This window comes from Tistrella arctica, assembly GCF_039630945.1.
Taxonomy (GTDB): domain Bacteria; phylum Pseudomonadota; class Alphaproteobacteria; order Tistrellales; family Tistrellaceae; genus Tistrella; species Tistrella bauzanensis.
In genome coordinates this window covers 250,882-275,903 of record NZ_JBBKTV010000005.1, presented here as the reverse complement: position 1 = coordinate 275,903, position 25,022 = coordinate 250,882, and the positions used below count along the sequence as shown (strand labels likewise).

General features: G+C 65.6%; 20 protein-coding genes. 13 read left to right on the top strand and 7 right to left on the bottom strand.

What is annotated here, in order from left to right:
* Window positions 1-130: 130 nt before the first annotated feature.
* From WG924_RS12865 to WG924_RS12820, 10 genes are all read left to right on the top strand, one after another.
* Window positions 131-2,077, top strand: a complete 1,947-nt coding sequence (locus WG924_RS12865; protein ID WP_345933443.1) for an asparagine synthetase B family protein — start codon at window positions 131-133, stop codon at window positions 2,075-2,077.
* Window positions 2,078-2,216: 139 nt separating this feature from the next.
* Window positions 2,217-2,633 (top strand): phasin family protein, encoded by a 417-nt coding sequence (locus WG924_RS12860; protein WP_345933442.1) that lies wholly within the window; start codon window positions 2,217-2,219, stop codon window positions 2,631-2,633.
* Window positions 2,634-3,043: 410 nt separating this feature from the next.
* The gene (locus WG924_RS12855) at window positions 3,044-4,840 is read left to right on the top strand and encodes an acyl-CoA dehydrogenase (protein ID WP_345933441.1); all 1,797 of its coding nucleotides are present in this window, start codon (window positions 3,044-3,046) and stop codon (window positions 4,838-4,840) included.
* Between the two features lie 310 nt (window positions 4,841-5,150).
* Window positions 5,151-6,194 (top strand): MBL fold metallo-hydrolase, encoded by a 1,044-nt coding sequence (locus WG924_RS12850; protein ID WP_345933440.1) that lies wholly within the window; start codon window positions 5,151-5,153, stop codon window positions 6,192-6,194.
* Window positions 6,195-6,483: 289 nt separating this feature from the next.
* Window positions 6,484-7,299, top strand: coding sequence for an ABC transporter ATP-binding protein (locus WG924_RS12845; protein WP_345933439.1), 816 nt, complete (start codon window positions 6,484-6,486; stop codon window positions 7,297-7,299).
* A 72-nt stretch (window positions 7,300-7,371) separates the two neighbouring features.
* On the top strand, window positions 7,372-8,250 hold the full coding sequence (locus tag WG924_RS12840) for a branched-chain amino acid ABC transporter permease (RefSeq protein WP_188579941.1): 879 nt from the start codon (window positions 7,372-7,374) through the stop codon (window positions 8,248-8,250).
* Window positions 8,251-8,290: 40 nt separating this feature from the next.
* Window positions 8,291-9,334, top strand: coding sequence for a branched-chain amino acid ABC transporter permease (locus WG924_RS12835; protein ID WP_345933438.1), 1,044 nt, complete (start codon window positions 8,291-8,293; stop codon window positions 9,332-9,334).
* A 93-nt stretch (window positions 9,335-9,427) separates the two neighbouring features.
* Window positions 9,428-10,654 carry an ABC transporter substrate-binding protein gene (locus tag WG924_RS12830; protein WP_372045158.1) on the top strand — a complete coding sequence of 409 codons (1,227 nt, stop codon included), beginning with the start codon at window positions 9,428-9,430 and terminating at the stop codon, window positions 10,652-10,654.
* Between the two features lie 82 nt (window positions 10,655-10,736).
* Window positions 10,737-11,609, top strand: coding sequence for an ABC transporter ATP-binding protein (locus WG924_RS12825; RefSeq protein ID WP_345933436.1), 873 nt, complete (start codon window positions 10,737-10,739; stop codon window positions 11,607-11,609).
* The gene (locus tag WG924_RS12820) at window positions 11,606-13,441 is read left to right on the top strand and encodes an AMP-dependent synthetase/ligase (RefSeq protein WP_345933435.1); all 1,836 of its coding nucleotides are present in this window, start codon (window positions 11,606-11,608) and stop codon (window positions 13,439-13,441) included. The genes WG924_RS12825 and WG924_RS12820 overlap by 4 nt, the downstream gene beginning before the upstream one ends.
* Before the next feature lie 451 nt (window positions 13,442-13,892).
* On the opposite strand, the gene WG924_RS12815 is transcribed toward WG924_RS12820, so the two are convergent.
* Window positions 13,893-14,096: a DUF1127 domain-containing protein gene (locus WG924_RS12815; protein ID WP_188579934.1), complete on the bottom strand. Its 204-nt coding sequence runs from the start codon at window positions 14,094-14,096 to the stop codon at window positions 13,893-13,895.
* A 510-nt stretch (window positions 14,097-14,606) separates the two neighbouring features.
* Between WG924_RS12815 and WG924_RS12810 the strand changes: the two genes are divergently transcribed.
* Together WG924_RS12810 and WG924_RS12805 are read left to right on the top strand one after the other, a co-directional pair.
* Window positions 14,607-15,827 carry an ABC transporter substrate-binding protein gene (locus WG924_RS12810; protein ID WP_345933434.1) on the top strand — a complete coding sequence of 407 codons (1,221 nt, stop codon included), beginning with the start codon at window positions 14,607-14,609 and terminating at the stop codon, window positions 15,825-15,827.
* A gap of 241 nt (window positions 15,828-16,068) precedes the next feature.
* A complete protein-coding gene (locus tag WG924_RS12805; RefSeq protein WP_345933433.1) occupies window positions 16,069-16,518 on the top strand; it encodes an Rrf2 family transcriptional regulator in 450 nt (149 codons plus the stop codon).
* A 52-nt stretch (window positions 16,519-16,570) separates the two neighbouring features.
* Here the strand turns inward: WG924_RS12805 and rtcR are convergent, their stop codons facing one another.
* Window positions 16,571-18,202 carry an RNA repair transcriptional activator RtcR gene (gene rtcR / locus WG924_RS12800; RefSeq protein ID WP_345933432.1) on the bottom strand — a complete coding sequence of 544 codons (1,632 nt, stop codon included), beginning with the start codon at window positions 18,200-18,202 and terminating at the stop codon, window positions 16,571-16,573.
* Between the two features lie 225 nt (window positions 18,203-18,427).
* On the opposite strand from rtcR, the gene WG924_RS12795 reads away from it, so the two are divergent.
* The gene (locus tag WG924_RS12795) at window positions 18,428-19,672 is read left to right on the top strand and encodes an RtcB family protein (RefSeq protein WP_345933431.1); all 1,245 of its coding nucleotides are present in this window, start codon (window positions 18,428-18,430) and stop codon (window positions 19,670-19,672) included.
* Between the two features lie 13 nt (window positions 19,673-19,685).
* On the opposite strand, the gene WG924_RS12790 is transcribed toward WG924_RS12795, so the two are convergent.
* The 5 genes from WG924_RS12790 to WG924_RS12770 all read right to left on the bottom strand — a co-directional run bounded on the left by WG924_RS12790 (window position 19,686) and on the right by WG924_RS12770 (window position 24,641).
* A complete protein-coding gene (locus WG924_RS12790; protein ID WP_345933430.1) occupies window positions 19,686-21,092 on the bottom strand; it encodes an SLC13 family permease in 1,407 nt (468 codons plus the stop codon).
* A gap of 176 nt (window positions 21,093-21,268) precedes the next feature.
* On the bottom strand, window positions 21,269-22,249 hold the full coding sequence (locus WG924_RS12785; RefSeq protein WP_345933429.1) for a branched-chain amino acid ABC transporter permease: 981 nt from the start codon (window positions 22,247-22,249) through the stop codon (window positions 21,269-21,271).
* Entirely contained in the window at window positions 22,249-23,112 is an 864-nt protein-coding gene (locus WG924_RS12780) for a branched-chain amino acid ABC transporter permease (RefSeq protein WP_345933428.1), read from the bottom strand. The genes WG924_RS12785 and WG924_RS12780 overlap by 1 nt, the downstream gene beginning before the upstream one ends.
* On the bottom strand, window positions 23,109-23,825 hold the full coding sequence (locus WG924_RS12775; RefSeq protein ID WP_345933427.1) for an ABC transporter ATP-binding protein: 717 nt from the start codon (window positions 23,823-23,825) through the stop codon (window positions 23,109-23,111). The genes WG924_RS12780 and WG924_RS12775 overlap by 4 nt, the downstream gene beginning before the upstream one ends.
* A 27-nt stretch (window positions 23,826-23,852) precedes the next feature.
* On the bottom strand, window positions 23,853-24,641 hold the full coding sequence (locus WG924_RS12770) for an ABC transporter ATP-binding protein (RefSeq protein WP_345933655.1): 789 nt from the start codon (window positions 24,639-24,641) through the stop codon (window positions 23,853-23,855).
* Window positions 24,642-25,022 lie beyond the last annotated feature (381 nt).

The following is a 25,022-nucleotide window of genomic DNA, read 5'->3' as shown; positions in this document are numbered from 1 at the left end:
GGCTATCATCCGCGCTGTCTGCGTCCAACTCCGGTGTGTCCCTGTCCATGACGTCACGATTCATCTGCCATAAGCTTCAGGCCTGTCGCTCGGCCGTCTTCAGCGGCCTCGCCCACACCGGAGGGGCGTCATGACGGCTCTGGCGGGCTATTGGCAGGCCGACGGCAACACCGATGGTGATGACGCCTGCCATCGCATGCTTTCCGCCCAGGCGATGTATGCGCCGGGCATGGCGGACCGCGACTGGGGCGACGATCAGGTGACGCTGGGCATTCGTCTGAACCGGCTGTTGCCGGAAGACGCCCACGACCGTCAGCCGCTGGAGGGCGGCGGCGGGCGGTTCACCCTGATTGCCGATCTGCGGCTGGACAATCGCGAGGATCTGGCCCGGGCGCTGGACATCACCGCCGATCGTCTGCGGATGCTGTCCGATGCGGATGTGCTGCTTGCGGCGTTCGAGCGCTGGGATGTGGAGTGCGTGCACCGACTGCGCGGCGCCTTTGCGATCGCGGTCTGGGATGCGGTGAACCGCCGGCTGGTGCTGGCGCGTGATCATCTGGGGCAGCGGCCGCTGCATTATCATCGTGGCCGCCGCAATGGCCGCGGCTTCTTTGCTGTTGCCAGCATGCCGAAAGGGCTTCTGGCCCTGCCTGACTTGGCGCAGGCCCCCGACATGACCCGTATGACCGGGTTCGTGGCCCTGTTGCCCGAGAACGGCACCGCTTCGTTCTTCGAGGGCGTCGAGCGGGTCGAGGGCGGCCATGTGGTGGTGGTGACGGCCGATGGCCTCACGGCGCGGCGATACTGGAATCCGGCGCCGGAGATATTGAACCTGCCGAGCCATGAGGCCTATGCCGAAGGCCTGCGCCATCATCTGGACCGGGCGACCGCGGCATGCCTGCGGGGTGCTGGTGGCAGCGTGACCTCACATCTGAGCTCCGGCTTCGACAGCGCCGCGGTGACCGCGACGGCGGCGCGGCAGATGGCGGCGCGCAATGGCCGGGTCACGGCATACACGTCGGTGCCAAGGCCCGGCTTCCGCGGCAAGGTGACGCGCGGTCGATATGCCGATGAGGGGCCGTTGGCGGCGAGCGTCGCGGCGCTTTATCCCAACATCGATCATGTTCTGGTTCCCCCCAACGGTACCTCGCCGCTTGATCGGATCGATTTCGGCTTCCAGTTCTGTGATCGCCCCATCTTGAATCCCTGCAACCACGTCTGGATAAACCGGATCAACGATCTGGCGCAGGCTGCGGGCGATCGGATCCTTCTGTCCGGCCAGATGGGCAATATGGGGCTCAGTTATGGTGGTGATACGCTGTATCAGGAACTGCTGTCGCAGCGCCGCTACCTGGCCCTGTTCCGTGAGATGCGCGCGAGTGTCCGTCGTGGGCGCTGGCGCTGGCGTGGCGCGGTGTTTCATGCCTTTGGCCCGGTGATGCCGCGATCGGTCTGGGAGGGGCTGCGTCGTGTTACAGGGCAGGAGGTGGCAATCGATCACGTGACGCTGATCAATCCGGCCAAAATCGAGATGGCCGAGGAGATGGCACGCGGCGCGGATTTCGATCTGGGATATCGTCCATGGGCGGATGGCATCGCCATGCGGATGATGGTCCTGCGGCGTATCGACGGGGGCAATTTCCATAAAGGCGCGCTGGCCGCCTGGGGGCTGGACAGTCGCGACCCGACCAGCGATATCGATCTGCTGGAATATTGTCTGTCAGTGCCGACGGAGCACTTCCAACGCAATGGTGTGGCGCGGCGGCTGGCCCGGACGGCGCTGGCCGACCGCCTGCCGGCGCCGCTGCTGAACGAAGACCGCCGCGGCTATCAGGCAGCAGACTGGTACGAGGCGGTGAAAGCGGATGCCGGCGGTATCGCCGACATGGCCGAGTCGATCAAGCGGACCCCGCTCGCCCGCGAGGTACTGGATGTCGACCGCCTGGACCGGCTGGTGGCGGCACTGCCCACCACGGATCTGGCCACGGCCAGGGGGGCGGTTGCAAGCTATCGCCTCAGCCTGCTGCGCGGCGCCGCCGTCGGGGATTTCGTCCGGCGCGCATCGCGGGTGAACTGACCGTGCGCGGCCACGTCTATGGTATTGATCCATATCAAGGATGAGGTATGGCGGATCGTCCATGCTTCTGTCTTGTCCCGGAGCCGCGGCCATCCGGCCATGACGGGTTCCGGTGGCCCTGGGTGGAGGACAGATCGACATGATCGCAATGCCGTTCCAGACCACAGACAGATCGCAGGCGACGAAGCTGATGCCGCCCGTGTCTTTCGATACCCTGCTCGGTGTTAATCGCGCGGCGTTTGAAAGCTGGATGGTCATGAACCGCGCATTGGCGTCGGCCGCTGGCCGTATGGTTCACGAATATGGTGCCTTCGTGGCGCGCCGGCTGGCCGATGACGTCGACTGCCAGAAGCAACTGGTGGCATGCCGCACACCGGGTGATGTCGTGGATCTGACCGGACGCAGTGCCCAGACCGCAGTGCGCGACTATATGGACGAGGCCACGCGCCTGTCGGTGATCGCCGCCGAGATGGTACAGGCGATCGCCCGGCCTGCCGGCGTGGCGGCACCGGTTGCGGCCGATCCCGAACCGGAGGCACCAGCCCCGGCTGCATGATCGCCGCCATATCCGCCAGATGACGACCTTGACGCAGGGCGCCGGATACCGATCCGGCGCCCGTTTTGTCACGATCGGTCGTCGATTGGCGTGGCCGGGGACAAGTTATGTCCTGCAGAGGCGAGCGGCCGGTGCTATAACCCAAGGCGAAAGCGGCCTGTCCCGGCCGGTCGGGCGGGGCAGGCGGCGGTCGCATCAAAGGGGCCGGGCCGGGCCGCCGGGGCCCTTCGAGCGGCCCCGGATGATGGATGGCCACCAAACGAGCGTTTGCTTTTCAGGCCGATGGCTGGCAGCGCCGCGCCCTGGCCGCCGCCGCCGCCGCATCCGACAGCCCCGGACACGCCCGCTCGTGTTCAACGACTGATACAAGGCCCACGACGTCAACACGGCCCTTGAGACCCGAGGACATCATGTACGGTTACACCGCTCCCATCCGCGACATGCGCTTCGTGATGCGCGAGATCGTCGACATCGAAGGTCTGTCGCAGCTTCCCGGCTGTGATGCCGCGACCCCCGACACCGTGGATGCGATCCTCGAAGAAGCGGGGAAGCTGGCGGGGGGCGTAATCGCGCCGCTGAACCGCACCGGTGATCAGACCGGATCGACGATCGAAAACGGCGTGGTCCGCACCCCTGAGGGTTGGCGCGACGCCTATCGCCAATTCGTCGACGGCGGCTGGAATTCCGTGCCGTTCGAGCCGGAATTCGGCGGCCAGGGCCTGCCGATGGCGGTGGCGTCGGCCTGCGCGGAGATGTGGAATTCGGCCAACATGGCGTGGGGGCTGTGCCCGCTGCTGACCATTGGTGCCGTCGAGGCGCTGACGGCGCATGGCTCCGACGCGCAGAAGCAGACCTATCTTGAGAAGCTGATTTCCGGTGACTGGACCGGCACGATGTGCCTGACCGAGCCGCAGGCCGGTTCCGATCTGGCGCTGCTGCGGTCCAAGGCGGTCAGGCGCGACGACGGCAGCTATGCCATCACGGGCACCAAGATCTTCATCACCTATGGTGAACACGACCTGACCGACAACATCGTCCATCTGGTGCTGGCGCGCACGCCGGATGCACCGGCGGGTGTGAAGGGCATCTCGCTGTTCATCGTGCCCAAATTCCTGGTCAACGCCGATGGCAGCCTTGGACAGCGCAATGATCTGCGCTGCGCCAGCCTTGAACACAAGCTGGGCATCCATGGCAGCCCGACCGCGGTGATGCAGTTCGGTGACAATGACGGCGCCACCGGCTTTCTGATCGGCGAGGAAAACCGCGGCCTGCAATACATGTTCACGATGATGAACAATGCCCGCCTGAATGTGGGTATCCAGGGCTATGCGATTGCCGAGCGCGCCTATCAGCAGGCGCTGGCCTATGCTCAGGACCGCCGCCAGGGCCGCGCGCCCGGCGAGGAGGGCGCCGCGACCCTGATCCATCACCCGGATGTGCGCCGCAATCTGATGCTGATGAAGTCGCAGACCGAGGCGATGCGGGCGCTGGGCCTGTACACGGCCGCGATGATCGACCGGTCGCGCCATGCCCCTGAGGTGGAAGATCGCCGGATCGCCCAGCGTCGCGTCGAGGTGCTGATCCCGATCGTGAAGGGCTGGTCGACCGATCTTGGCTTCGAGCTCGCCTCGACCGGCGTTCAGATCCATGGCGGCATGGGCTATATCGAGGAAACCGGCGCCGCCCAGCACATGCGTGATGCCCGGATCTGTCTGATCTATGAAGGCACCAACGGCATTCAGGCCATGGATCTCGTCGGCCGCAAGCTGTCGATGGATCAGGGCACCTCGATCAAGGCGCTGGTGGCCGAGATCAAGGCCGTGGCCGAGACCATGGCGGCCGCACGTGGTGACGATGCCCAGGTGATCGCGGCGGCGCTGGCCGAGGCGTCGGCCGCCGCCGATGACGCCACCGACTGGCTGATCGCGCAGTCGGGGCAAGATGCCCAGGCCGTGCTGTCGGGCGCCACCGCCTATCTGCGGCTGATGGGCACGGTGTGCGGCGGCTGGATGCTGGCATTGTCGGCTGGTGCGGCGCTGCGCGGGCTGGAAGAGGGCGCCGATGACGCGTCCTTCCTTGAGGCCAAACTGGTCACCGCCCGCTTCTATGCCGAGCAGGTGCTGCCGCAGGCGGCCGGCCTCGCCCGGTCGGTCAAGGCGGGTTCGGCCAGCGTGATGGCGCTGAGCCCCGACCAGTTCGCGGCCTGATCATCCGGGCGGACGGCAAGACGGACCAGATCTGAACGGCGATTCGGACGTCGGACAGTGGCGGCCCCCGGCACGGGGGCCGCCCTGGTCTGATCGGTCAGGATTGCTGATATGTTGACGCAAGCCCCTTCAGGGCGGAGGCTTGCACCACCGGACCAGACGGCGGCCAGTGTCTACGAGCCGCCCGCTCCGGAAGCCAGTCGGCCGGACCACGCGCCCGCAGAGGCGCGGATCCGCCGGCAAGGCATGGCCGCAGGGCCTGCCGATCGTATTCGCAAGAGGGGGAGGTGATGCTAGGAAAGGCAAAATCATGGATCGTGCCGCCGGGATTGTCTATCCCCTCGACACCCGCCCGGAGCCGGGACACAGTCTAGAAGTCGCACCAGGCATCTATTGGGTCCGGATGCCGCTGCCATTTGCGCTCAACCACATCAATCTGTGGCTGGTGGATGAAGGCGAGGACGGCTGGGCCGTCGTCGATACCGGCATCAACACCCGCATGACCACCGATATGTGGGAGCAGGTCTTCGAGGCCACGCTTCAGGGGCGTCCGGTCACCCGGGTCGTGGTCACCCATTTCCATCCCGACCATATGGGACTTGCCGGCTGGATGGTGCGCCGCTGGCCCGGCGCGCGGTTCCATGCCTCGCTTGGCGAATGGCTGATGGCGCGGTCGGTCTGGTACGAGGTCGCCTCGGGCAACCACGACGCCAGGCTTGCCTATTATCAGAAGGCGGGTCTGACGCCTGACGAGATCGAGGGCATTCACGGCCGCACCAGCGGCTATCGCAAGGGTGTGTCTGAACTGCCGCAGAGCTTCACCCGCATGTCGCGTGACGCGCCATTGCGCATGGCCGGCGATGACTGGCAGGTGCTGATCGGCCGGGGCCATGCGGTCGAGCATGTGTCGCTGTATTCGCCGGCGCGCCGGGTGCTGATTTCAGGCGATCAGGTCCTGCCGCGGATCAGCCCCAATATTGCGGTCTGGCCGGCCGAACCCGATGGCGATCCGCTGGCCATGTTCCTGGCCGACATGCCGCAATTCCTGGAGCTTCCCGAAGACACGCTGGTTCTGCCATCGCATGACGCGCCGTTCCATGGTCTGCATTTCCGGGTGAATGCCCTGGCGGCCCATCACCGCGACCGGCTGGATGCCATCCTGACCGCCTGCGGCGAGCGACCGATGACGGTGCGCGACACCTTCCCGCTGCTGTTCGGCAACCGGACGCTGGATGCACAGCAACTGGTTTTCGCCACCGGCGAGGCGCTGGCACATATCAACAACCTGGTTCACCAGGGGGTGATCCGTCGTGAGATCGGGACGGACGGTATCTGGCGGTTCGTGCGGCGCTGATCGGGCGGCGCCGGCACGCGCTTCCGCGCCGCGCCGGCGCCCGAAGATCATGATCATTGATACGTTCGACGGCATGGAAATTTTCTTACCCGTGGGTAAACGGGATTGACGAGGCTGCGACAGTTTCCTAGCCTGAAGACACGGGAGCGGTTCCGAAAATAATAAAGACCGCCCCGTGAGGGAGGGAGACATTACCGGTGAACGATTGCACGCGACGACATGCCGGGGGGCATGCCGCAGGGGCGGGGGAGGTGCGTCCGGCGCATCCGTCCGGCCGCCGGTGCCGATCATGACCGCTGTCCTGGAAGTTGAGGGCATCGGATTGAAATTCGGCGGCGTGGCCGCCCTGACCGATGTATCGCTGACCGTCGAAGAAGGCTCGATCACCACGGTGATCGGCCCCAACGGCGCGGGCAAGACCTCGCTGTTCAACGCGATATCGGGGTTCTACAAGCCCGATATCGGGCGCGTGCGGTATCGCGGGCGCGACATCAGCCGGCTGAAGCCGCCGGCCCGCGCGGCGCTGGGCCTGGCCCGCACCTTCCAGAACATCGCCTTGTTCCGCGGCATGACCGTGCTCGACAACATCAAACTCGGCGCACATGTGCATCTGAAGACCGGGCTGGTGGACGCGCTGATCTATGGCGGTCGCGCCCGCGCCGAGGAAGCACGGCTGCGGCGCGAGGTCGAGGAGCGGATCATCGATTTCCTGGAAATCGACCATATCCGCGGTCTGCCGGTCGGGGCCCTGCCATACGGCCTTCAGAAGCGGGTGGAACTGGCGCGTGCCTTGGCGATGCGGCCATCGGTGCTGATGCTGGACGAGCCGGTTGCGGGCATGAACCGTGAGGAACGCGAGGACATGGCCCGCTTCATTCTGGACGTGAAGGATGAATGGGGTGTCACCGTGCTGATGGTCGAGCACGATATGAGCCTGGTGATGGATATCTCCGATCATGTCGTGGTGCTGAATTTCGGCCGGCAGATCGCGGCCGGGCGCCCCGCCGATGTCCAGGGCGATCCTGAGGTGATCCGTGCCTATCTGGGCGCCGGCGATGTCGGCCTGATGCGGGAACGTTTGATGGCGGGACAGGAAGCGGCCTGATCCGGCGGCGACCCGGCGACCATCGCCATTGGCACAGTGGCGGATTTCCATGCGCGAAGGGGGAGGCGGCCGTTGGATTGGCTGTTCTTCGGGGAGGTCAGCCTTGCAGGGCTGGCGACCGGCGGGCTGTATGCGCTGATCGCGCTCGGGTTCGTGATCATCTACAAGGCGACGCGGGTCATCAATTTCGCCGTGGGCGAGATGATGATGATCTCGGCCTATCTGTTCCTGACCTTCGCCGGCCTGCTGGATTGGCCATGGTATGTGTCGCTGCCGCTGGCGGTGATCGGCGGCTCGCTGCTGGGCGGGGTGATCGAGCGGGTGGCGATCCGTCCGATGCTGGGCGAGAATCCGATTTCGGTGGTGATGGTCACGATCGGCATCGCCAGTGTGCTGATCGGGCTGGCCGAGATGCTGTGGACCGCCGATCCGCAATTGCTGCCCGACTTTCTGCCCGGCGAGCCGCTGTTTATCGGCGAGATGTATGTGGCGCCCAAATCGGCCTGGGCCTTCATCATCGCCGCCTGCGTGATCGCCATCTATCTGCTGTATTTCCGCTTCTCACGCGGGGGCGTGGCGCTCAGGGCCACGGCATCCGATCAGGCGGCGGCCTATTCCATGGGCATCGCGGTGCCCAAGGTGTTCTCGGCGGCCTGGATCGCCGGGGCCTTCGCGGCAGCCATCTCAGGGATACTGGTCGCGGCCAGCGGCGGCCTCAGCCCGCAGATGGGTGTGGTCGGGCTGTCGATCCTGGTGATCGTGATCCTGGGCGGGCTGGACAGCATATTGGGCGCGCTGATCGGCGGTTTGTTCGTCGGCTGGTTCGAAACCATCGCCGGTACCTATCTGGGCGGCGAATATCGCCAGCTCGCCACCTTCTCGCTTCTGGCTCTGATCCTGATCGCGCGCCCCTATGGCCTGTTCGGCACCCGCGAGATCGAACGGCTGTAGAAGCCCACCCCGCGCCACGCCACCGGAGACATGACCCGCGATGCGTATCGGTGACGCCAAGACCAGTTATATCGCCGACGAGCAGATCCTGGACACGCCGGTGCGCCGGGGCTGGTTCATGGGCCTGCTGGTTCTGATCGCGGTGTTCCCGCTGATCGGCAATGACTACACGATCTATCTGGCCTGTCTGGTCGCGATCAACGTGATCAGTGCCACCGGGCTGAACATCCTGACCGGCTTCACCGGCCAGATCTCGCTGGGGCAGGCCGCTTTCATGGGGCTTGGCGGCTATACCGTGGCGGTGCTTGCCAGCCGCTGGGGGGTGCCGTTCATCGCTACCCTGCCGATGGCGGGGCTTGCATCGGCGGCCTTCGGGGTGCTGGTCGGCCTGCCGTCGCTGAGGGTCAAGGGCCTGTATCTGGCGATCGCCACCCTGGCCGCCAGCGTGATCCTGCATTTCGTGTTCGCGCATTGGGATCCGGTCACCGGCGGCATCGGCGGCATCAGCATTCCGCCGGCATCGCTGTTCGGCTATGTGCTCGACAACGACCGGGACATGTACTGGCTGATCATGGCGCTGGCGGTGCTGGCCTGCATGGGCGCGCGCAACCTGTTCCGTACCCGGGTGGGGCGCGCCTTCATCGCCATCCGCGACCGCGACATCTCGGCCGAGGTGCTGGGCATCGATCTGCTGCGCTGGAAGCTCTATGCCTTCGCGCTCAGTTCGTTCTATGCCGGTGTCGCCGGCGGGCTGTTCGCCTATTTCTTCCGGGTGGTGACGCCTGAGAGCTTTCCGCTGACCATGTCGATCTTCTTTCTGGCGGCGATCATCGTCGGCGGCATGGGCACGATCATGGGCGGCATTCTGGGCGCGATCTTCATGACCCTGGTGCCTGAGGCGCTGCGCTTCATCACCTCGGCGGTGACGCCGTTCTATCCGCAGGCGCCGGTGGTGCTGTCGCCGATGCGCGAGGTGGTGTTCGGCCTGCTGATCGTGCTGTTCCTGATCTTCGAACCCCATGGGCTGGCCGAAATGTGGCGCCGGCTCAGACGGTTCTTCCATCTGTGGCCGTTCCGGACCTGATACCGGCCGATGGGGCCACGGCAACGACATGCATGCACGACCGCCGGCACGAACCGGTGGCGCATTGGGAGGAGACATATCATGAGCAGGATCATGAGCACGGTTCAGGGGGCCGCCTCGCGGCGCGACGTGCTGAAATATGGCGGGGCGGCGGCGGCGCTGGGCCTGGCGCTGAAGACCGGCTTCGGCCCCCGGATCGCGCTGGCGGCCGACGAGATCGTGATCGGCGGCTCGCTGCCGATGACCGGCGTGTTCGCCTTCGCCGGCATCGCCGGCCATCAGGGCCTGAACGACTATGTCGAATGGTTGAACGAAAACGGTGGCATCGACGGCCGCAAGGTCCGCTATGTCATGGAGGACACCGGCTATAAGGTCGATGTGTCGGTCGCGGCGTTCAAGAAGATCACCGCCGCCCACAAGCCGCAATTTTATTTCGGCGACAGCACCGGCTTCGAGAAGGCGATTGCCTCGGAACTGAACCAGCTTGGCAGCACGGTGATGTCGGGGGCGAGCTTCGCCTCGGAACTGGCCGATCCGCAGCGCTACCCCTTTCATTTCATTGCCGGCCCCAGCTATGCCGAGCAGGTCGGCATCCTGCTGGAATACATCAAGGCCGAGGCGAGCGGAGGTGCGGCACCCAAGGTCGCGCTGGTTTATAGCGACACCGAATTCGGCCGCGATCCGATCGCGTCGGCCAAGGCGCGGATCAAGACGCTGGGGCTGGAACTGGTCGACGAGATCGTCACCAAGCCGGGCAGCGTGGACGTGTCGGCCGAAGTGCTGAAGCTGCGGCGGTCGCGGCCTGATTATGTGATCTTCCACGGCTATGTGCTGTCGCCGATCAATGAATTCATCGTCCAGATGAAGCAGATGGGCCTGAAGACCAAGTTCATGGGCACCTATTACACCATGGACAAACTGCTGATCGATCAGGTCGGCGAGCCGTCGGATGGCTTCATGGGCGTGATGCCCTACAATTATTTCGACAGCGATGCCAGCGGCCCAAATCTGGATGCCATGCGCGCCTATACCAAGAAGGTCGCGCCGGACGTGACCTATCGGCCGGTGCCCTATGTCGCGAGCTGGTTCACCGGCATGATCTTCGCCGAAATCGCGCGCCGCACCTTGGCTGCCGGCGGCGACATGTCGGCCAAGGCCATGAAGGCGGCGCTGGAGGGTATTGATGGCTGGGATACCGGCGGCATCATGGGCCTGCCGGTGTCGCTGAAGGGCCATTCGGTGCCGGTCGGCCGGATCTATCAGGTCAAATTCTCGGAAAAGCGCTACGTCCCGGCCTCGGACTGGATCGCGCTGACCTGAGCATTGTCATCATCCGCCGGTGGCCCTGGCGCCCGGTTCGGGGCGCGCGAGGCCACCGGCCCCCGATCTGGAAGTCCGCCCGATGACCGTTGCCGCATCCCGTTCAGATCCCGCAGGCAAGGCAGGGGATCACGCGCCGCCGCTGCTCGACATCGAGAATATCGAGGTCGTCTATAATCACACGGTCCAGGTGCTGCGCGGTTTGTCGATCCGGGTCGCACCCGGCGCGATCGTGGCCCTGCTTGGCGCCAACGGGGCCGGCAAGTCGACGACCCTCAAGACCGTGTCCGGCTTGATCCGGCTGGAGAATGGCGGGCTGACCGCGGGCCATATCCGGTTTCGTGGCCACGAGGCCTGGGGGCGGGCGCCCGACAGCCTGGTGCATGATGGCCTGTTCCACGTGATGGAGGGCCGGCGGGTGTTTGAGGATCTGACGGTCGAGGAGAACCTGATCGCCGCGACCTACGCCCGTAAAGGCGGCCGGCGCGCGTCCGGTGCCGATGCGGGCGATCCGATCGAGATGGTTTATGGCTATTTCCCGCGGCTGAAGGAACGCCGCAAGGGGCTGGCCGGCTATCTGTCGGGTGGCGAACAGCAGATGCTGGCCATCGGCCGCGCCCTGGTCGCCGATCCGCAACTGATCATGCTGGACGAGCCGTCGCTGGGTCTGGCGCCGATGGTGGTGGAGGAGATCTTCTCGATCGTGCTGCGGATCAACCGCGAGCGCGGGACGGCCGTGCTGCTGGTGGAGCAGAACGCCGCGATCGCGCTGGCGGTTGCCGATTACGCCTACATCATGGAAAGCGGCCGGGTGGTCATCGACGGTACGCCGGCCGAGCTTGCAGCCAACCAGGACGTCCAGGAATTCTATCTGGGCCATGGCGGCGAGGACGGTGCCGGCCGGTCGTTCCGGGACATCAAGCATTACAAGCGGCGTAAACGGTGGCTGTCATGACCGAACGGGAGCAGGCGCGCAAGCCGGAAACCATGGCGGTGCCGGTTCTGACCATGCCGCAGATGTTGCGTGAGCATGCACGCCATCAGCCGTCGACGCTGGCGATCCGCCAGAAGGATTTCGGCATCTGGCAGCCGATCACCTGGTCGGGCTATTTCGAGCGCGCCCGCGCTTTCGGCCTGGGGCTGGAGGCGCTGGGGGTGACGGCGGGCGGCCATGTCGGCGTGCTGTCGGAAAACCGCGCCGAATGGGTGATCGCCCAGATGGGGGCGGGGATCATCCACGCGGTCACGGTCGGGGTCTATCCGACCAGCCCGGCCAATGAGGTCGCCTATGTGCTGGCCCATGCCGATGTCGACGTGGTGGTGGTGGAGGATCAGGAACAGGCCGACAAGGTGCTGGACTGCCGGGCGGACCTGCCGCGGCTGCGCCGGATCGTGGTCGTCGACATGCGCGGGCTGAAGGCCTATGACCACCCCGACCTGATCCCGTTCGACGAGGTCGAGCGGCTGGGGGCCGAACGCCACGCGGCCGAACCTGAGCGTGCCGACCGGCTGCTGGATGCCCAGACGCTGGATGACACGGCACTGATGATCTACACCTCGGGCTCGACCGGCAAGCCCAAGGGCGCGGTGATCACCTGGCGCAACATCGTTCACGTGGTGCCGGGGCTGATCGCGCGGCTGTCGCTGGGGCCGGCGGCATCGAGCCTGAGCTATCTGCCGCTGTGTCATGTGGCGGAACAGGCGATGACCAATTTCGCGCCGGTCTATCTGGGCAGCCTGATTTCCTTTGGCGAAAGCCTGCGCACGGTGCAGTCGGATCTGCGGGAAGTGGCGCCGACCTTCTTCATGGGGGTGCCGCGGATCTGGGAAAAGTTGCATGCCGCCATCCATATCAAGATGGCCGAAACCGGGGGCTGGCGCAAAGCGCTCTATGACCGCGCGCTTGCCGATGGCATGGCGTTGGCCTACAAGCCGCGCCGGCAGTGGACCCTGGCCGAACGGTTGCGGTTCCAGATCTGGTATCTGCTGGTCTATCGTGCCCTGCTGAATTTCATCGGGCTGCGGCGCACGCAGATCGCGCTGACCGGTGCGGCACCGATTTCAACCGACATCCTGCGGTTCTTCCGGGCGATCGGCGTGCCGCTGGTCGAGGTTTACGGCCAGACCGAAACCGCCGGCGTGGCGCTGGGGCAGTTGCCCGAGGATCCGCGCCCCGGCACGGTCGGCACGGCGGTCGACGGGGTGGAGGTGAAGCTCGATCCGACCACCAGTGAAATCCTGGTGCGCGGCGGATCGGTCTTTGCCGGTTATTACAAGAACGAGGCGGCGACCCGCGATACGATCCGCGACGGCTGGCTGCATACCGGCGATGTCGGCGAGGAGGTCGACGGCCATATCCGCATCGTCGACCGGATCAAGGACATCATGATCACCGCCGGCGGCAAGAACCTGTCGCCGACCGAGATCGAGAACGCGGTCAAATCCAGCCCCTATCTGAAGGAATGCGTGGTCATCGGCGACCGGCGCAAATTCGTCTCGGCGCTGATCCAGATCGATTACGACACGGTCGCGCGCTGGGCCGAGGAACAGGGCATCGCCTATACCACCTTCCGGTCGCTGGCCGAAAATCCGCGCGTGCGGGCGCTGGTGGAGCAGGAGGTGGCTCGCGCCAATGCCGGCCTGGCGCCGGTCTCGCATGTCCGCCGTTTCCATCTGCTGACCAAGGAGCTGGACCACGACGACGACGAGGTCACGGCGACGATGAAAATCCGGCGCAGCAATGTCTATCGGAAATATGCCGACACCATCGAGAGCCTGTACGCCTGATCTGGCAGGTGATGCCGGATAAAAAAACGGCCCCGACGGGGGAGGCGTCGGGGCCGTTCATGCGGGGTCCGGTTGACTTGCGGCGGCGACGCAATGCCCCTGGGGAGGGGGCCGACGGGCGGGCCGAGGGAGGGCGGCCGGGCCGTCGTTCAGAGCATCGCCGGGGGATCGCAAGTGGGGATCAACCGGCTCCGTCGTCTGGTGTCGCGCAGCTCTCGTGCCCCTGAGGGAGGGCAGGGGGCGAGGCGCAGCAGACACCGTCCTGGTGGTGGAGCCCGCCATGCCGAGGGAGGGCGGCGGAGGGCTCCGGTCGTCTGAAGCGGGGGAAGCGCTTCAGTTAGGCGCGTCGTCGGGCCGAGGGAGGGCAGCCGTTCGACGCGAAACTTGTGACGTCCACGATCAGGCAGGCGCGGCGATCAGGCAGCGGGCCGATCGCCGGCCATTCGTCTGATCAGGCGCCGAAGCCCGCAGCCTCATGGCCATGGCGGCCATGCGAGGCGACCGAGCGGATCTCGCCACGCGAGATGCCGATATCGGCCAGCATGCGGTCGTCGAGCGACTTCAGCTCGGCATAGGTCCGACGCTCCAGGCGCCACCGGACCGTCCGGGCGATCAGGTTCTTGAGCGAGATGACGCCGGGAATGAAGGCGGTCATGACTTTAGTCTCCTTGGTTGCGCCGTCATCGTCCGAGTGATGCCTCTCGACCGGTCGCGTGCCGGCGGGGGGCCGGTCGCGGTTGCTGGGGGCTCGGTCGGGGCGCCTCGTCGGCGGCGCGTCGTATCGTTTCGATGAGCTAGAGATACGCCTGATCGACCGGTTCCGGGAGGGGTCTATTTCGCACTGCAACAATGCAGCTTCTGCATGGCACCAGACCCGTGCGCGATCTGCATGGCTCGTCCATCGTGCCTGCGGCGAGTGATCGGGCTTTGGGAGCGGGCATGTGCCGTGCATAATGAGGCCAGCCGGAGCCGGGGAGGCGCGCCGGCATCCGCCATGTGGAGATGGTGACGGGTGCGGGCGTGCATGGTTCATGGCTGTCGGACCGGCGGCATCAAGGGGCTGCGGACACCGCGGCACTCACAGGGTGATGCGCTGTCGGCATGCCGGCCACCCGGTTCCGATCACAATGACGATCGCAACCAAAATACGAGAGATGGGGAAGCGATGAAGCTCAATCCGATCCGGACCGCCACGGCGGCCGTTGCAGCCACGATGATCGTCGCCGCGGCACCGGCCTGGGCGGCCGGGGCCAAGATCGGCGCCCTGATGCCGCTGACCGGCGACCTGCAGGCCTATGGCGTGGCCTCGGTCACCGGTGCCGAACTGGCACTGGAAGAGATCAACAGCCAGGGCGGCCTGCTTGGCGGCAAGCTCGGCCTTGAGGTCGCCGACACCCAGACCAATGCCCAGGCAGGCGTCGATGCCGCCCAGCGGCTGGTGTCGGTGGCGGGTGTGAACGGCCTGGTCGGTGCATTGTCGTCGGGCGTCAGCATTCCGGTGGCGACCACGGTGTCGGCCACCCGGTCGGTGCCGCAGATTTCGCCGGCCTCGACCTCGCCTGTGATCACCTCGCTCGACGACAAGGACTTCATGTTCCGCTCGGTGCCGTCCGATGCCCTTCAGGGTACCGTGATGGGCAAGCTTGCAGCCGATGAGGGCTACAAGACCGTGTCGATCATGTACATCAACAATGATTATGGCCAGGGTCTGGCTGAAGAGTTCACCAAGACCTTCGAGAAGAATGGCGGCAAGATCGCGGCGTCTCTGGCCTTCGAGGCCGGCAGCGCATCCTATCGCGGTGAGCTCAGCAATGCGTCGAAGGATGGTGCCGAGGCCCTGGTGCTGATCGCCTATCCCGAAAACGGCACCACGGTCGTGCGTCAGGCGCTGGAAGAGGGCCTGTTCAGCAAGTTCGTGTTCTCCGACGGCCTGAAGGCACCTGAGATGTCGTCGGCGATCGGCGAGGAATACCTGAAGGACACGGTCGGCATCGCGCCGGAAGCCCTGGCCGACAGCCCGGCCGCCAAGCTGTTCCGTGAAGCCTATGAGGCGAAGTACAAGGAACTGCCGCCGAAGCCCTATATCGACACCACCTATGATGCGGTCTATGTCCTGGCGCTGGCCATGGAGAAGGCCGGTTCGACCGATGGCACCAAGATCCGCGACGCGCTGCGCGAGGTCGCCAATGCGCCGGGCGAGAAGGTGATGCCGGGTGAGTGGGAGAAGGCGGTGAAGCTGCTGAAGGACGGCAAGGACATCGATTATGTCGGCGCATCGGGTTCGCTCGATTTCGATGCCGCGGGCGATGTGTCCGGCACCTTCGCGATCTATGAGTTCAAGAACGGCACGGTCGAGACGCGCGAGATCGTCGAGCCCAAGCTCTGACCTTCCACACGCCGACAAGCCCCGGCATGCCGGTTCCGACATAACGGGGCCTGCGGTCTGACGAAAACGGCAGCCGGTGCGGTCCGGCTGCCGTTTTCGTGCTTTTCGAGGCCGGCTGGCCTACACAGACAGGCATCAGCAATATATCTTAAAGATGCACCGTCTCTTAGAGATGTGCCGTCCCGTTTCGCGCCGGCCCGTCCCGTTTCGCGCCGGCCCGTCGTTGAAGGCTCCGATTGTCATGCGCCTGACCACGTTTTCCGACTATGCGCTGCGCAGCCTGATCTTTGTGGGCGTGGCACCGGGGCCGCTGGTGACCATCGGCCAGATTGCCGAGGCCTATGGCATCTCGCGCAATCATCTGATGAAGGTGGTCCATCAGCTTGGCCGGCTGGGCTATCTGGAGACCGTGCGCGGCAAGGGCGGCGGGCTCAGGCTGGCCCGTCTGCCGGCCGATATCCGCGTGGGTCAGGTTCTGCGCGAGACCGAGCGGGACAGCAGCCTGCTTGAATGTTTCGAGCCGGGCGGTCATTGCGCGATCCTGCCCGCCTGCACCCTGCGCGGCGCGCTGGCCGAGGCGGAGGAGGCGTTCTTTGCCCATATGGACTGCTATACCCTGGCGGATCTGATCCGGCCGCGCTGCGATCTCGCGGCCCTGCTGCGGCTTCAGGTGCCGGCCGACGCCGCCTGAGGCGTGGCAGGGGGCTGGCTCAGCACCGGCCGTCGCCAAAGGCCGTGGCCATTTATGACGCGCCGTCTTCAACGCCCGGCGTGGCAGCCTTGATCGCCGCCCAGCCCAGGCCGAAGCGGGCCAGATATTTGCGCAGCCGGTCGGCGTCGTTGGGCGCGGTCCTGGCGGCGCGGGAGACAGGAAACAGCACGCGGCCGGCGGCGCTCAGGCTCGGTACCGCCCGGCAGACCCGCACCACCTCGGCAAGCTGCACCCGGTCGAACGGGTCGATCATGGCCAGCCGCCCGGCATCGAGCACGGCCGACAGATCATCGGTCGGGGCTGGTGGTGTGGCTGCCCGCCATTGGCTGGCCAGCCGCGCGATTTCCTCGATCACCACCGCTTCGGTGATCCGCCCCGATGGAGCAAGAGTTGCCATGCGGGTGATCGAGGCGCCGAGATCGCGGAAATTGCCCGACCAGACCGCCGCGGGGCTGGTGGCAAAGGTCAGATAGCGCTGCCGCGCCTCACGATTGAACGACACCTGCCGGCCCTCGCGCTCGGCATGGCGGCGCAGCTCGACATCGATGTTCGGGTCGATGTCTTCAGGGCGGGCGCGCAGGGCCGGCAGGTCGAAACTCCACAGATTGATCCGGGCCAGCAGGTCGTCGCGGAAGCGGCCGGCGTGCACCGCCTGGCCAAGATCGCGATTGGTGCCGGCGATCAACTGGAACCGGCTTTCCGCCTCGCGATCACTGCCGACCGGCAGGAAGCGGCGATCTTCGACCGCGCGCAGGATCATGGCCTGTTCATCCAGGCCCAGTTCACCGATTTCGTCCAGAAACAGCACACCGGCATTGGCGGCTTTCAGCAGGCCGGCGCGGTCGGTGACGGCGCCGGTGAAGGCGCCGCGGACATGCCCGAACAGGGCCGACATCGCCGCATCGCCGCGCAGCGTGGCACAGTTCACCTCGACCAGCGGTCCTGCGATCTGCCGGCGGGCCTTCTTCAGCGCATAGATCCGCCGGGCCAGATGCGATTTGCCGGCGCCGGTGGGACCGGTCAGCAGCACGGGTGCCGCCGACCGGATCGCCACCTGTTCGATACGGTCGATCAATTGGTTGAACGCGGCATTTCGCGTCTCGATACCGGCTTTCAGGACCGACACACCCTCGGCCTCTTCGGCGCGGAAGCGCGTGGCGATCCGGTCATAGCGCGACAGATCGATATCGACGATGGTGTGGCTGCCGGGGCTGTCATCCCGGTCACGCGCCTTGGGTGGTGAGATCTGCAACAATCTGGCCGGAATATAGCGGGCTTCGACCAGCAGGAACCAGCAGATCTGCATCACATGCGTGCCGGTGGTGATGTTGATCAGATAGTCTTCCGTCTCGGTATCGAATGGATAGCGGCGCGCGAAATCATGCAGAGCCGCATAAACCTCTTCCAGATCCCACGGGTTGGTCAGCGATATCAGATGCGGGCGTAGCGTCAATGCCGGTGCCACCTCGGCGATGTCACTGGCCAATTGCTGATACAGACCCTGCGAATGGGTGTCATGGATCAGCTCCAGCCGATCGAGCCCGATGGCGGCCGCCTGCTGGCAGAGCGAGATGGTCGGTCGCCAGCGCTTCCAGCGGGCAGGCGTGCGGCCGGCATCCAGCGTGGTGCCGACAAAACCCAGAGCGACACGGCGCTTGGCCATAAGGGCGATCCCACAGGATAAGAAACGAGACAGGTGGATAATTCACGGGCCCGATGCGGGATGCAAGCCCGGCGCATGCGGTTGCTGTTTATAGATGTCGGAACAAGGTGTTATGGCGTGGCGCGCGCGGCCGGGCCTGAACCGGCACGCTTCTGGCAAAGCTGGCCCTGTTGACACCTCTTGAGACGACCACCGGGCAGCCGTCCGACCAGAAGGATCAAAACCATGAGCGGCAGCTATGATCTGTTGAGCCAGGTCTATGAACCCGCGCGCCATGCCGGTGCCGCACCGGTGAAGATGTGGACCCGGGGCGTGCCGGTGGCGGATCTGCCGATGCAGCAACTGCTGAACACGGCCTCGCTGCCCTTCATCTACAAATGGCTGGCGGTGATGCCCGACGTTCATTTCGGCAAGGGATCGACCATCGGATCGGTGATCCCCACCCGGGGCGCGATCATTCCGGCGGCGGTGGGGGTGGATATCGGCTGCGGCATGATGGCGGTGCGCACCTCGCTGACCGCGGCCGATCTGCCGGACACGCTGGCACCGTTGCGCACGGCGCTGGAGCAGGCCGTGCCGCATGGCCGCCATGTCGGGCGGGGCAAGCGCGATACGGGATCCTGGGCCGTTCCGCCTGAGGCCGCCACCCGTGCCTGGGCGGATCTGGCGCCGGATTTCGACCGGATCACCGATCGTCATCCGGCACTCGCCAAGGCCAATGCGCTGGTGCATCTGGGCACGCTCGGCACCGGCAATCACTTTCTGGAAATGTGCCTGGATGAAGCCGACCGGGTCTGGTTCATGCTCCATTCCGGATCGCGCGGCGTGGGCAACATGATCGGCACCCATTTCATCGCGTTGGCCAAGCGTGAGATGGAGCGGTTCTTCATCAACCTGCCCGATGCCGATCTGGCCTATCTGGCCGAGGGCACCGAGCATTTCGACGATTATGTGCAGGCGGTGGACTGGGCGCAGCGTTTCGCGATGGCGAACCGCGCGGTGATGATGACCCACGCGATCGCGGCCGCGCGCCAGGTCTTCGACCGGCCGTTCACGGCGCATCTGGAAGCGGTGAACTGCCACCACAACTATGTGGCGCGCGAGCGGCATTTCGGCCAGGAGGTGCTGGTGACGCGCAAGGGTGCGGTGCGGGCGGCCGAGGGGGTGATGGGCATCATCCCCGGATCGATGGGGGCGAAGTCCTTCATCGTCCGCGGGCGCGGCAATGCCGACAGCTTCTGCTCGTGCGCACATGGTGCCGGTCGGGTGATGTCGCGGACCGAGGCTCACCGTCGCTTCACGCTGGATGACCATCTGCGCGACACCGCCGGCGTCGAATGCCGCAAGGATGCCGGGGTTCTGGACGAAACCCCGCGTGCCTACAAGGATATCGACGCGGTGATGGCGGCTCAGGCCGATCTGGTCGAGATCGTCCACACGCTGAAGCAGGTGGTGTGCGTGAAGGGGTGAGGGCCGCGCCCCGTCAGATCACGCCGATCAGGCGCAGCCACAAGGCCTGTAACGGCCACAGGACCAGGATGGTGATGGCGGCGGTGATCAGGCACAGCCGCGCCACATCCCGCGCCGGCAGCGGCCCGATCAGGATCGCCATCATCAGCGGCGGCGCCTGATAGGGCAGAACGACGGTGGAGAAGCCCGCGACCTGGGCCGCCAGGATGGCGGCGGTGCTGAGCCCGGTGGCGGCGCTGAGATCGCTGGTGAGCGGCGTGAGAACCGCCGGCACGCCGGACAGGGTGGTTGCAAAGGCGATCGCGGTGGCAAGCCCGCTCATCCGGGCGAAATTGCCGATCGCCTCACCCGGCACCAGCCCGGCCGCATCCAGCAGCACGCCGGCCAGCCAGCCGCCGAGCCCGGCATGGACGATCAGCGCGCCAAGGCCGATGATGCCGGCCGCATAGAACACCGGTTCCATGTTCAGCGTCTGCAGGGCACGCGGCGGCAGGAAGCCCGATCGCGGGATCAGGCAGATCACCGCCACCGTCATGCTGATCCAGGCCGGCGAGATGTGGTGCAGCGCGTCGGTCATCCAGAAGCACAGCGCCAGACCCAGCAGGCCCGCCAGCCGGCGCTGCGCGTGCGTCATCGGCGCCGGGGTCGCGGGGCGGCCGGCCATCGCCACCCGGTCGCGGCCATAGAGCGCCAGCAGCACACCGGCCAGCACGACCGTCTTCAACAGCCCGAGCACTGGAAAATTCGTCACCAGATAGGACGAGAAGGTCGGCACCGGCCCCGATGCCGCCTCGATGATGCCGACCATCACATTGTTGGGCACATTCGCGGGCAGGATGGTGAAGGATGGCAGGAAGGTGCCGATCACCCCGGCCAGCATCAAGCCGGTGTGGCGGCGCGTGCCGGCCGTGAAGCCCAGATGTTCGCCCAGAGCGGCCAGAACCGGCAGGATCAGCACGATCCGGCCCATGGCCGAGGGCATCAGGAAGGCCATGACCAGCCCGAAGATCAGGCAGCCGAGCAATGCGCCGCGATAGGTGCCGCCCACCCGCCGGGCCAGATGGCCGGCGATACAGGCGCCGAGCCCGCTCTGGCGCACCGCGACCCCGATCACCAGCCCTGAGAAGATCAGCCAGAAGGCCGAGGAGGTGAGCCCAGAGAACACCACCTCGGGTGGTGCCAACCCGGTGAGCATCGCGATGGTGAAGAAGCCGAGGGCGGTGACCGCTTCAGGCAGCAGCCCGGTCGCCCACAGCCCCAGCGTCGCCACGACAAGCGCCGCGGCGGTGGCCGCCTCCGCCGTCAGCCCGCCGGGATGCAGGCCCAGTTCCGGCAGCGCGCGCACGCTCAACGATGCGATCAACAACAGGCCGGCGATGATGGCGGGCAGACGCGGGCGGCGGGCTGAAACGGCATGCATCGCGGTCTCGATCTGTGGGTGGAACGACGAGACCACAGGATTTCCGGTTCCGCCGCCGCCTGCAAACGCCGGTATGCCATGGCAGGGATGCGCGGCGGTCGGCGCGCATCCCGAAACAGGAACGGGGATGGCACGATCGCCATCCCCGTTCCTGGCTTTCTTGATCAGCGATCCGGTCAGCGCACCATGCGGCGATGCGATTTCGGGTCCGCCTGCGCGGTCCGGCCGCGACGATACAAGCCTTCTTCCGACAGCAGGCCGGCGGGGCGGGTCAGCAGGATCACCTGCAACAGAATGCCGATCAGCAGCAGGCGCAGGGCGCCGGCCTGGGTCGTCAGACCGGCCGGCAGAACCTGACCGATGACGAATTCGCTGCCCGACCACAACACCCAGATCGCGAAGGCGCCAAGGATGGCACCGCGGTTGTTGCCGCTGCCGCCAGCGATCAGCATCACCCAGACCAGGAAGGTGCCGACTTCCGGCATGAAGGCTTCCGAACTGATGAAGCCGATGAAATGAGCATAGAGCCCGCCGGCCAGCCCCATCAGCGCCGCGCCGAACACGAAGGCCTGGATGCGGAAACCGACGACGTTCTTGCCGGCGGCCGCCGCCGTGTCCTCATTCTCGCGGATCGCCCGCAACACCCGGCCCCAGGGCGACAGGCGGGCGCGTTCGATCAGCAGATAGACCACCACCACCAGCACCAGAACCAGTGCCAGATAACCCAGCTCGAAATAGCCGCTGTCGAAGAATGGCCGCGGAATACCGGGCACGCCGCGCACGCCATTGGTCAGCCAGGCCTCGTTCTTCAGGAACAGGCGGACGATCTCGGCGATGCCGATGGTGGCGATGGCCAGATAATCGGCCCGCAGATTGAGACAGATCAGCCCGATGAACAGGCCGAGCAGCCCGGCCACGATCATGCCGCCGATCAGCCCGACCGGCAGGGGCAGCCCGAAGCCGCCCAGATAGGTGCTGCTGGGTGGGCCGGTCAGGATCGCCGAGGTATAGGCGCCCAGCGCATAGAAGGCGACGATGCCGAAATTGAACTGTCCCGACAGCCCCCATTGCACGTTGAGCGCCAGACAGACGATGGCGTAGATACCAACCGAGGTAAGGAAGAAGACCGCATAGGTGGTAAGGCCCCCCATTTCCATCAGACCTTCCTCCCCGAGAACAGGCCGGTCGGGCGGACCAGCAGCATCAGAACCATGATGGCGAAGGCGACCGCCGGCTTATAGGCCGGCGATATGAAGGTGGTCGACCATTCCTGCACGATGCCGATCACCAGCCCGCCGGCGATGGCGCCGTAAGGGCTGCCGATGCCGCCCAGAATGGCGGCCGCGAACACCGGCAGCAGGATGTTCCAGCCCATGGTCGGGTGCAGGCGGGTGTCCATGCCCAGCAGCACGCCGGCGGTGGCCGCCAGCGCGATGCCGATGCCCCAGGTCCAGACCACGATCCGGTCGACCGAGATGCCGGTGACCTGCGCCAGATCGCGGTTGTCGCTCATCGCGCGCATCGCCTTGCCGACCCGGGTCTTCTGCAGAAACAGATGCAGCGCCAGCACCAGGGCCGCGGCAATGCCGACGATCATGAAATGCGCCGGCTTGATCCGGAAGTCGCCGAAGCGATAGGGCATCTGGATGCCCGACTGATAGACCTGGGTTTCCGAGCCGAACACCATCTGCAACAACGCCCGCAGGATCAGAGCGGTGCCGACCGACGAGATCAGCAGGATGACCGGCTGGGTCTTGCGCAACCGGCGATAGATGGTCTGGTCGATGGCGATCGCGAACAACACCGCGCCCGCGGCGCCGAAGGGCAGGGCGATGATCGGCGGTATGCCGAAGGTGGTGACGATGCCTAAAGAGATATAGGCGCCCAGGGTCATGAAGTCGCCATGGGCGAAATGTGGGAAGCGCAGGATGGCATAGATCAGAGACAAGCCAACCGCGCCCAGCGCGAAGATGCTGCCCAGAACAATGCCATAGATGGTGAGCTGAATAAGATCGGTCATTCTGCCTGACCTCCGCCCAGGAACATCTCGGCCACCTCGCGATTGTCGAGCAAGGCCGACCCGGTGTCGGTGAAGCGGTCGCGACCCTGAACCAGAACATAGCCGCGATGCGACATGGCCAGGGCCTGCTTGGCGTTCTGCTCGACCATCAGGATGCCGACGCCCAGTTTGTTGATCTTGATGATGTTCTGAAACATCTGGTCAATGATGGCGGGTGCGAGACCCGCGGTCGGTTCGTCCAGCAGCAGCAGCTTGGGTTCAAGCATCAGCGCCCGGCCCATCGCCACCATCTGGCGTTGACCGCCCGACAGGGAACCCGCCGGCTGGCGGCGCTTTTCGCGCATCACCGGGAACAGGTCATAGATCCGTTCCATGGTCGGGCGGATGTCATCGCGGCGGATGAAGGCGCCCATTTCCAGGTTTTCCTGAACCGTCAGGGTCGGGAAAACATTGTTTTCCTGCGGCACATAGCACATGCCGTGATGGACGATGCGGTCGGGCCGCAGATTGGTGATATCGGTGCCCTGAAAGCGGACATGGCCCTGGCGGATCTTCACCAGACCGAACACCGCCTTCATGGCCGTCGACTTGCCGGCACCGTTGGGGCCGATGATGACGACGATCTCGCCCTCATCCACCCGCATGTTGATGCCGTTCAGGATGTCCACTTCGCCATAGCCGCCGCGGACGCCCTCGACTTCGAGCAGAGCCATTCTGTTCCTCGTTCGACTGCGTGTGCGTCACGCCTTGCGGCGGAAGGCTTCCGGATCACCGGCCGATCCCAGATACGCATCCAGAACCGTCTGGTTGGCGCGGATCTCGGCCATGGTCCCCTGGGTCAGCACGGTGCCCTGCGCCATCACGATCACCGGATCGCACAGTTCAGCCACCAGGTCCATGTCATGCTCGATGATGCAGAAGGTCATGCCGCGCTCGCGGTTGAGCGTGCGGATGACATCGGCCAGCTTGACCAGCAGGGTGCGGTTGACGCCGGCCCCCGGTTCATCCAGCAGCACCAGCTTGCAGTCGTCGACCATCATGGTGCGGCCCAGTTCCAGCAGCTTCTTCTGTCCGCCGGACAGGTTGGCCGCCAGCTCGCCGGCAACATGGGTGATCTCCAGGACGTCGAGCACCTCCATCGCCTTGCGGCGGATGACGGCATCCTGTCGCTTCACCCGGCCCCAGGCGGTCCAGGCGGCGATCAGGCTTTCGCCCGCCTGATTCGGCGGCACCATCATCAGGTTTTCGAGCACCGTCATCCGGCCCAGCTCATGCGGGATCTGGAAGGTGCGCACCACGCCCATGTCGAACAGCCGGTGCGGCTTCATGCCGGTGATGTCGCGGCCTTCCAGCAGCACGCGGCCGCTGGTCGGCGGCAGGGCACCGGCGATGATATTGAACAGCGTGCTCTTGCCGGCACCATTGGGCCCGATCAGGCCGGTCACGGAACCTTTCGGCACGTCGAGCGAGCAGTCATCGACGGCCGCAAGGCCCCCGAAGCGCTTCACGAGGTTTTGTACGGAAATCAAGGCCGACATCGCTTCCATATGTCGAAGTTGGCCGCATGTCGCCGCATCGTCCCGCGGGGGCCGGACGGCGGGCGACGGTTGCCCCTGATGGAATGCTGCGCGCTCAGGTTTCGCGCGTCCAGCCGTTACATGATCGGACAGGCTTGCGGTGCATCATTTCTCCCCCAGCACCGGGCCGATCCATGCCCTCCCTGGAAGGCTTCGGACCTAAGTAACCAAACCGCCGCGCGGTGGCAACACCGAAACCAGCGCGCTGCGTTCGACATCGATTCCGAGGTTTCGGCCGCATGTTTCGCCAATTCAGGCGGCGGTTTGCGTCCTGTTTATTTCAGAGGGACATGTCGCGGTCTGGGCGGCGGATCAGAAACGTGCCGTTGTGCG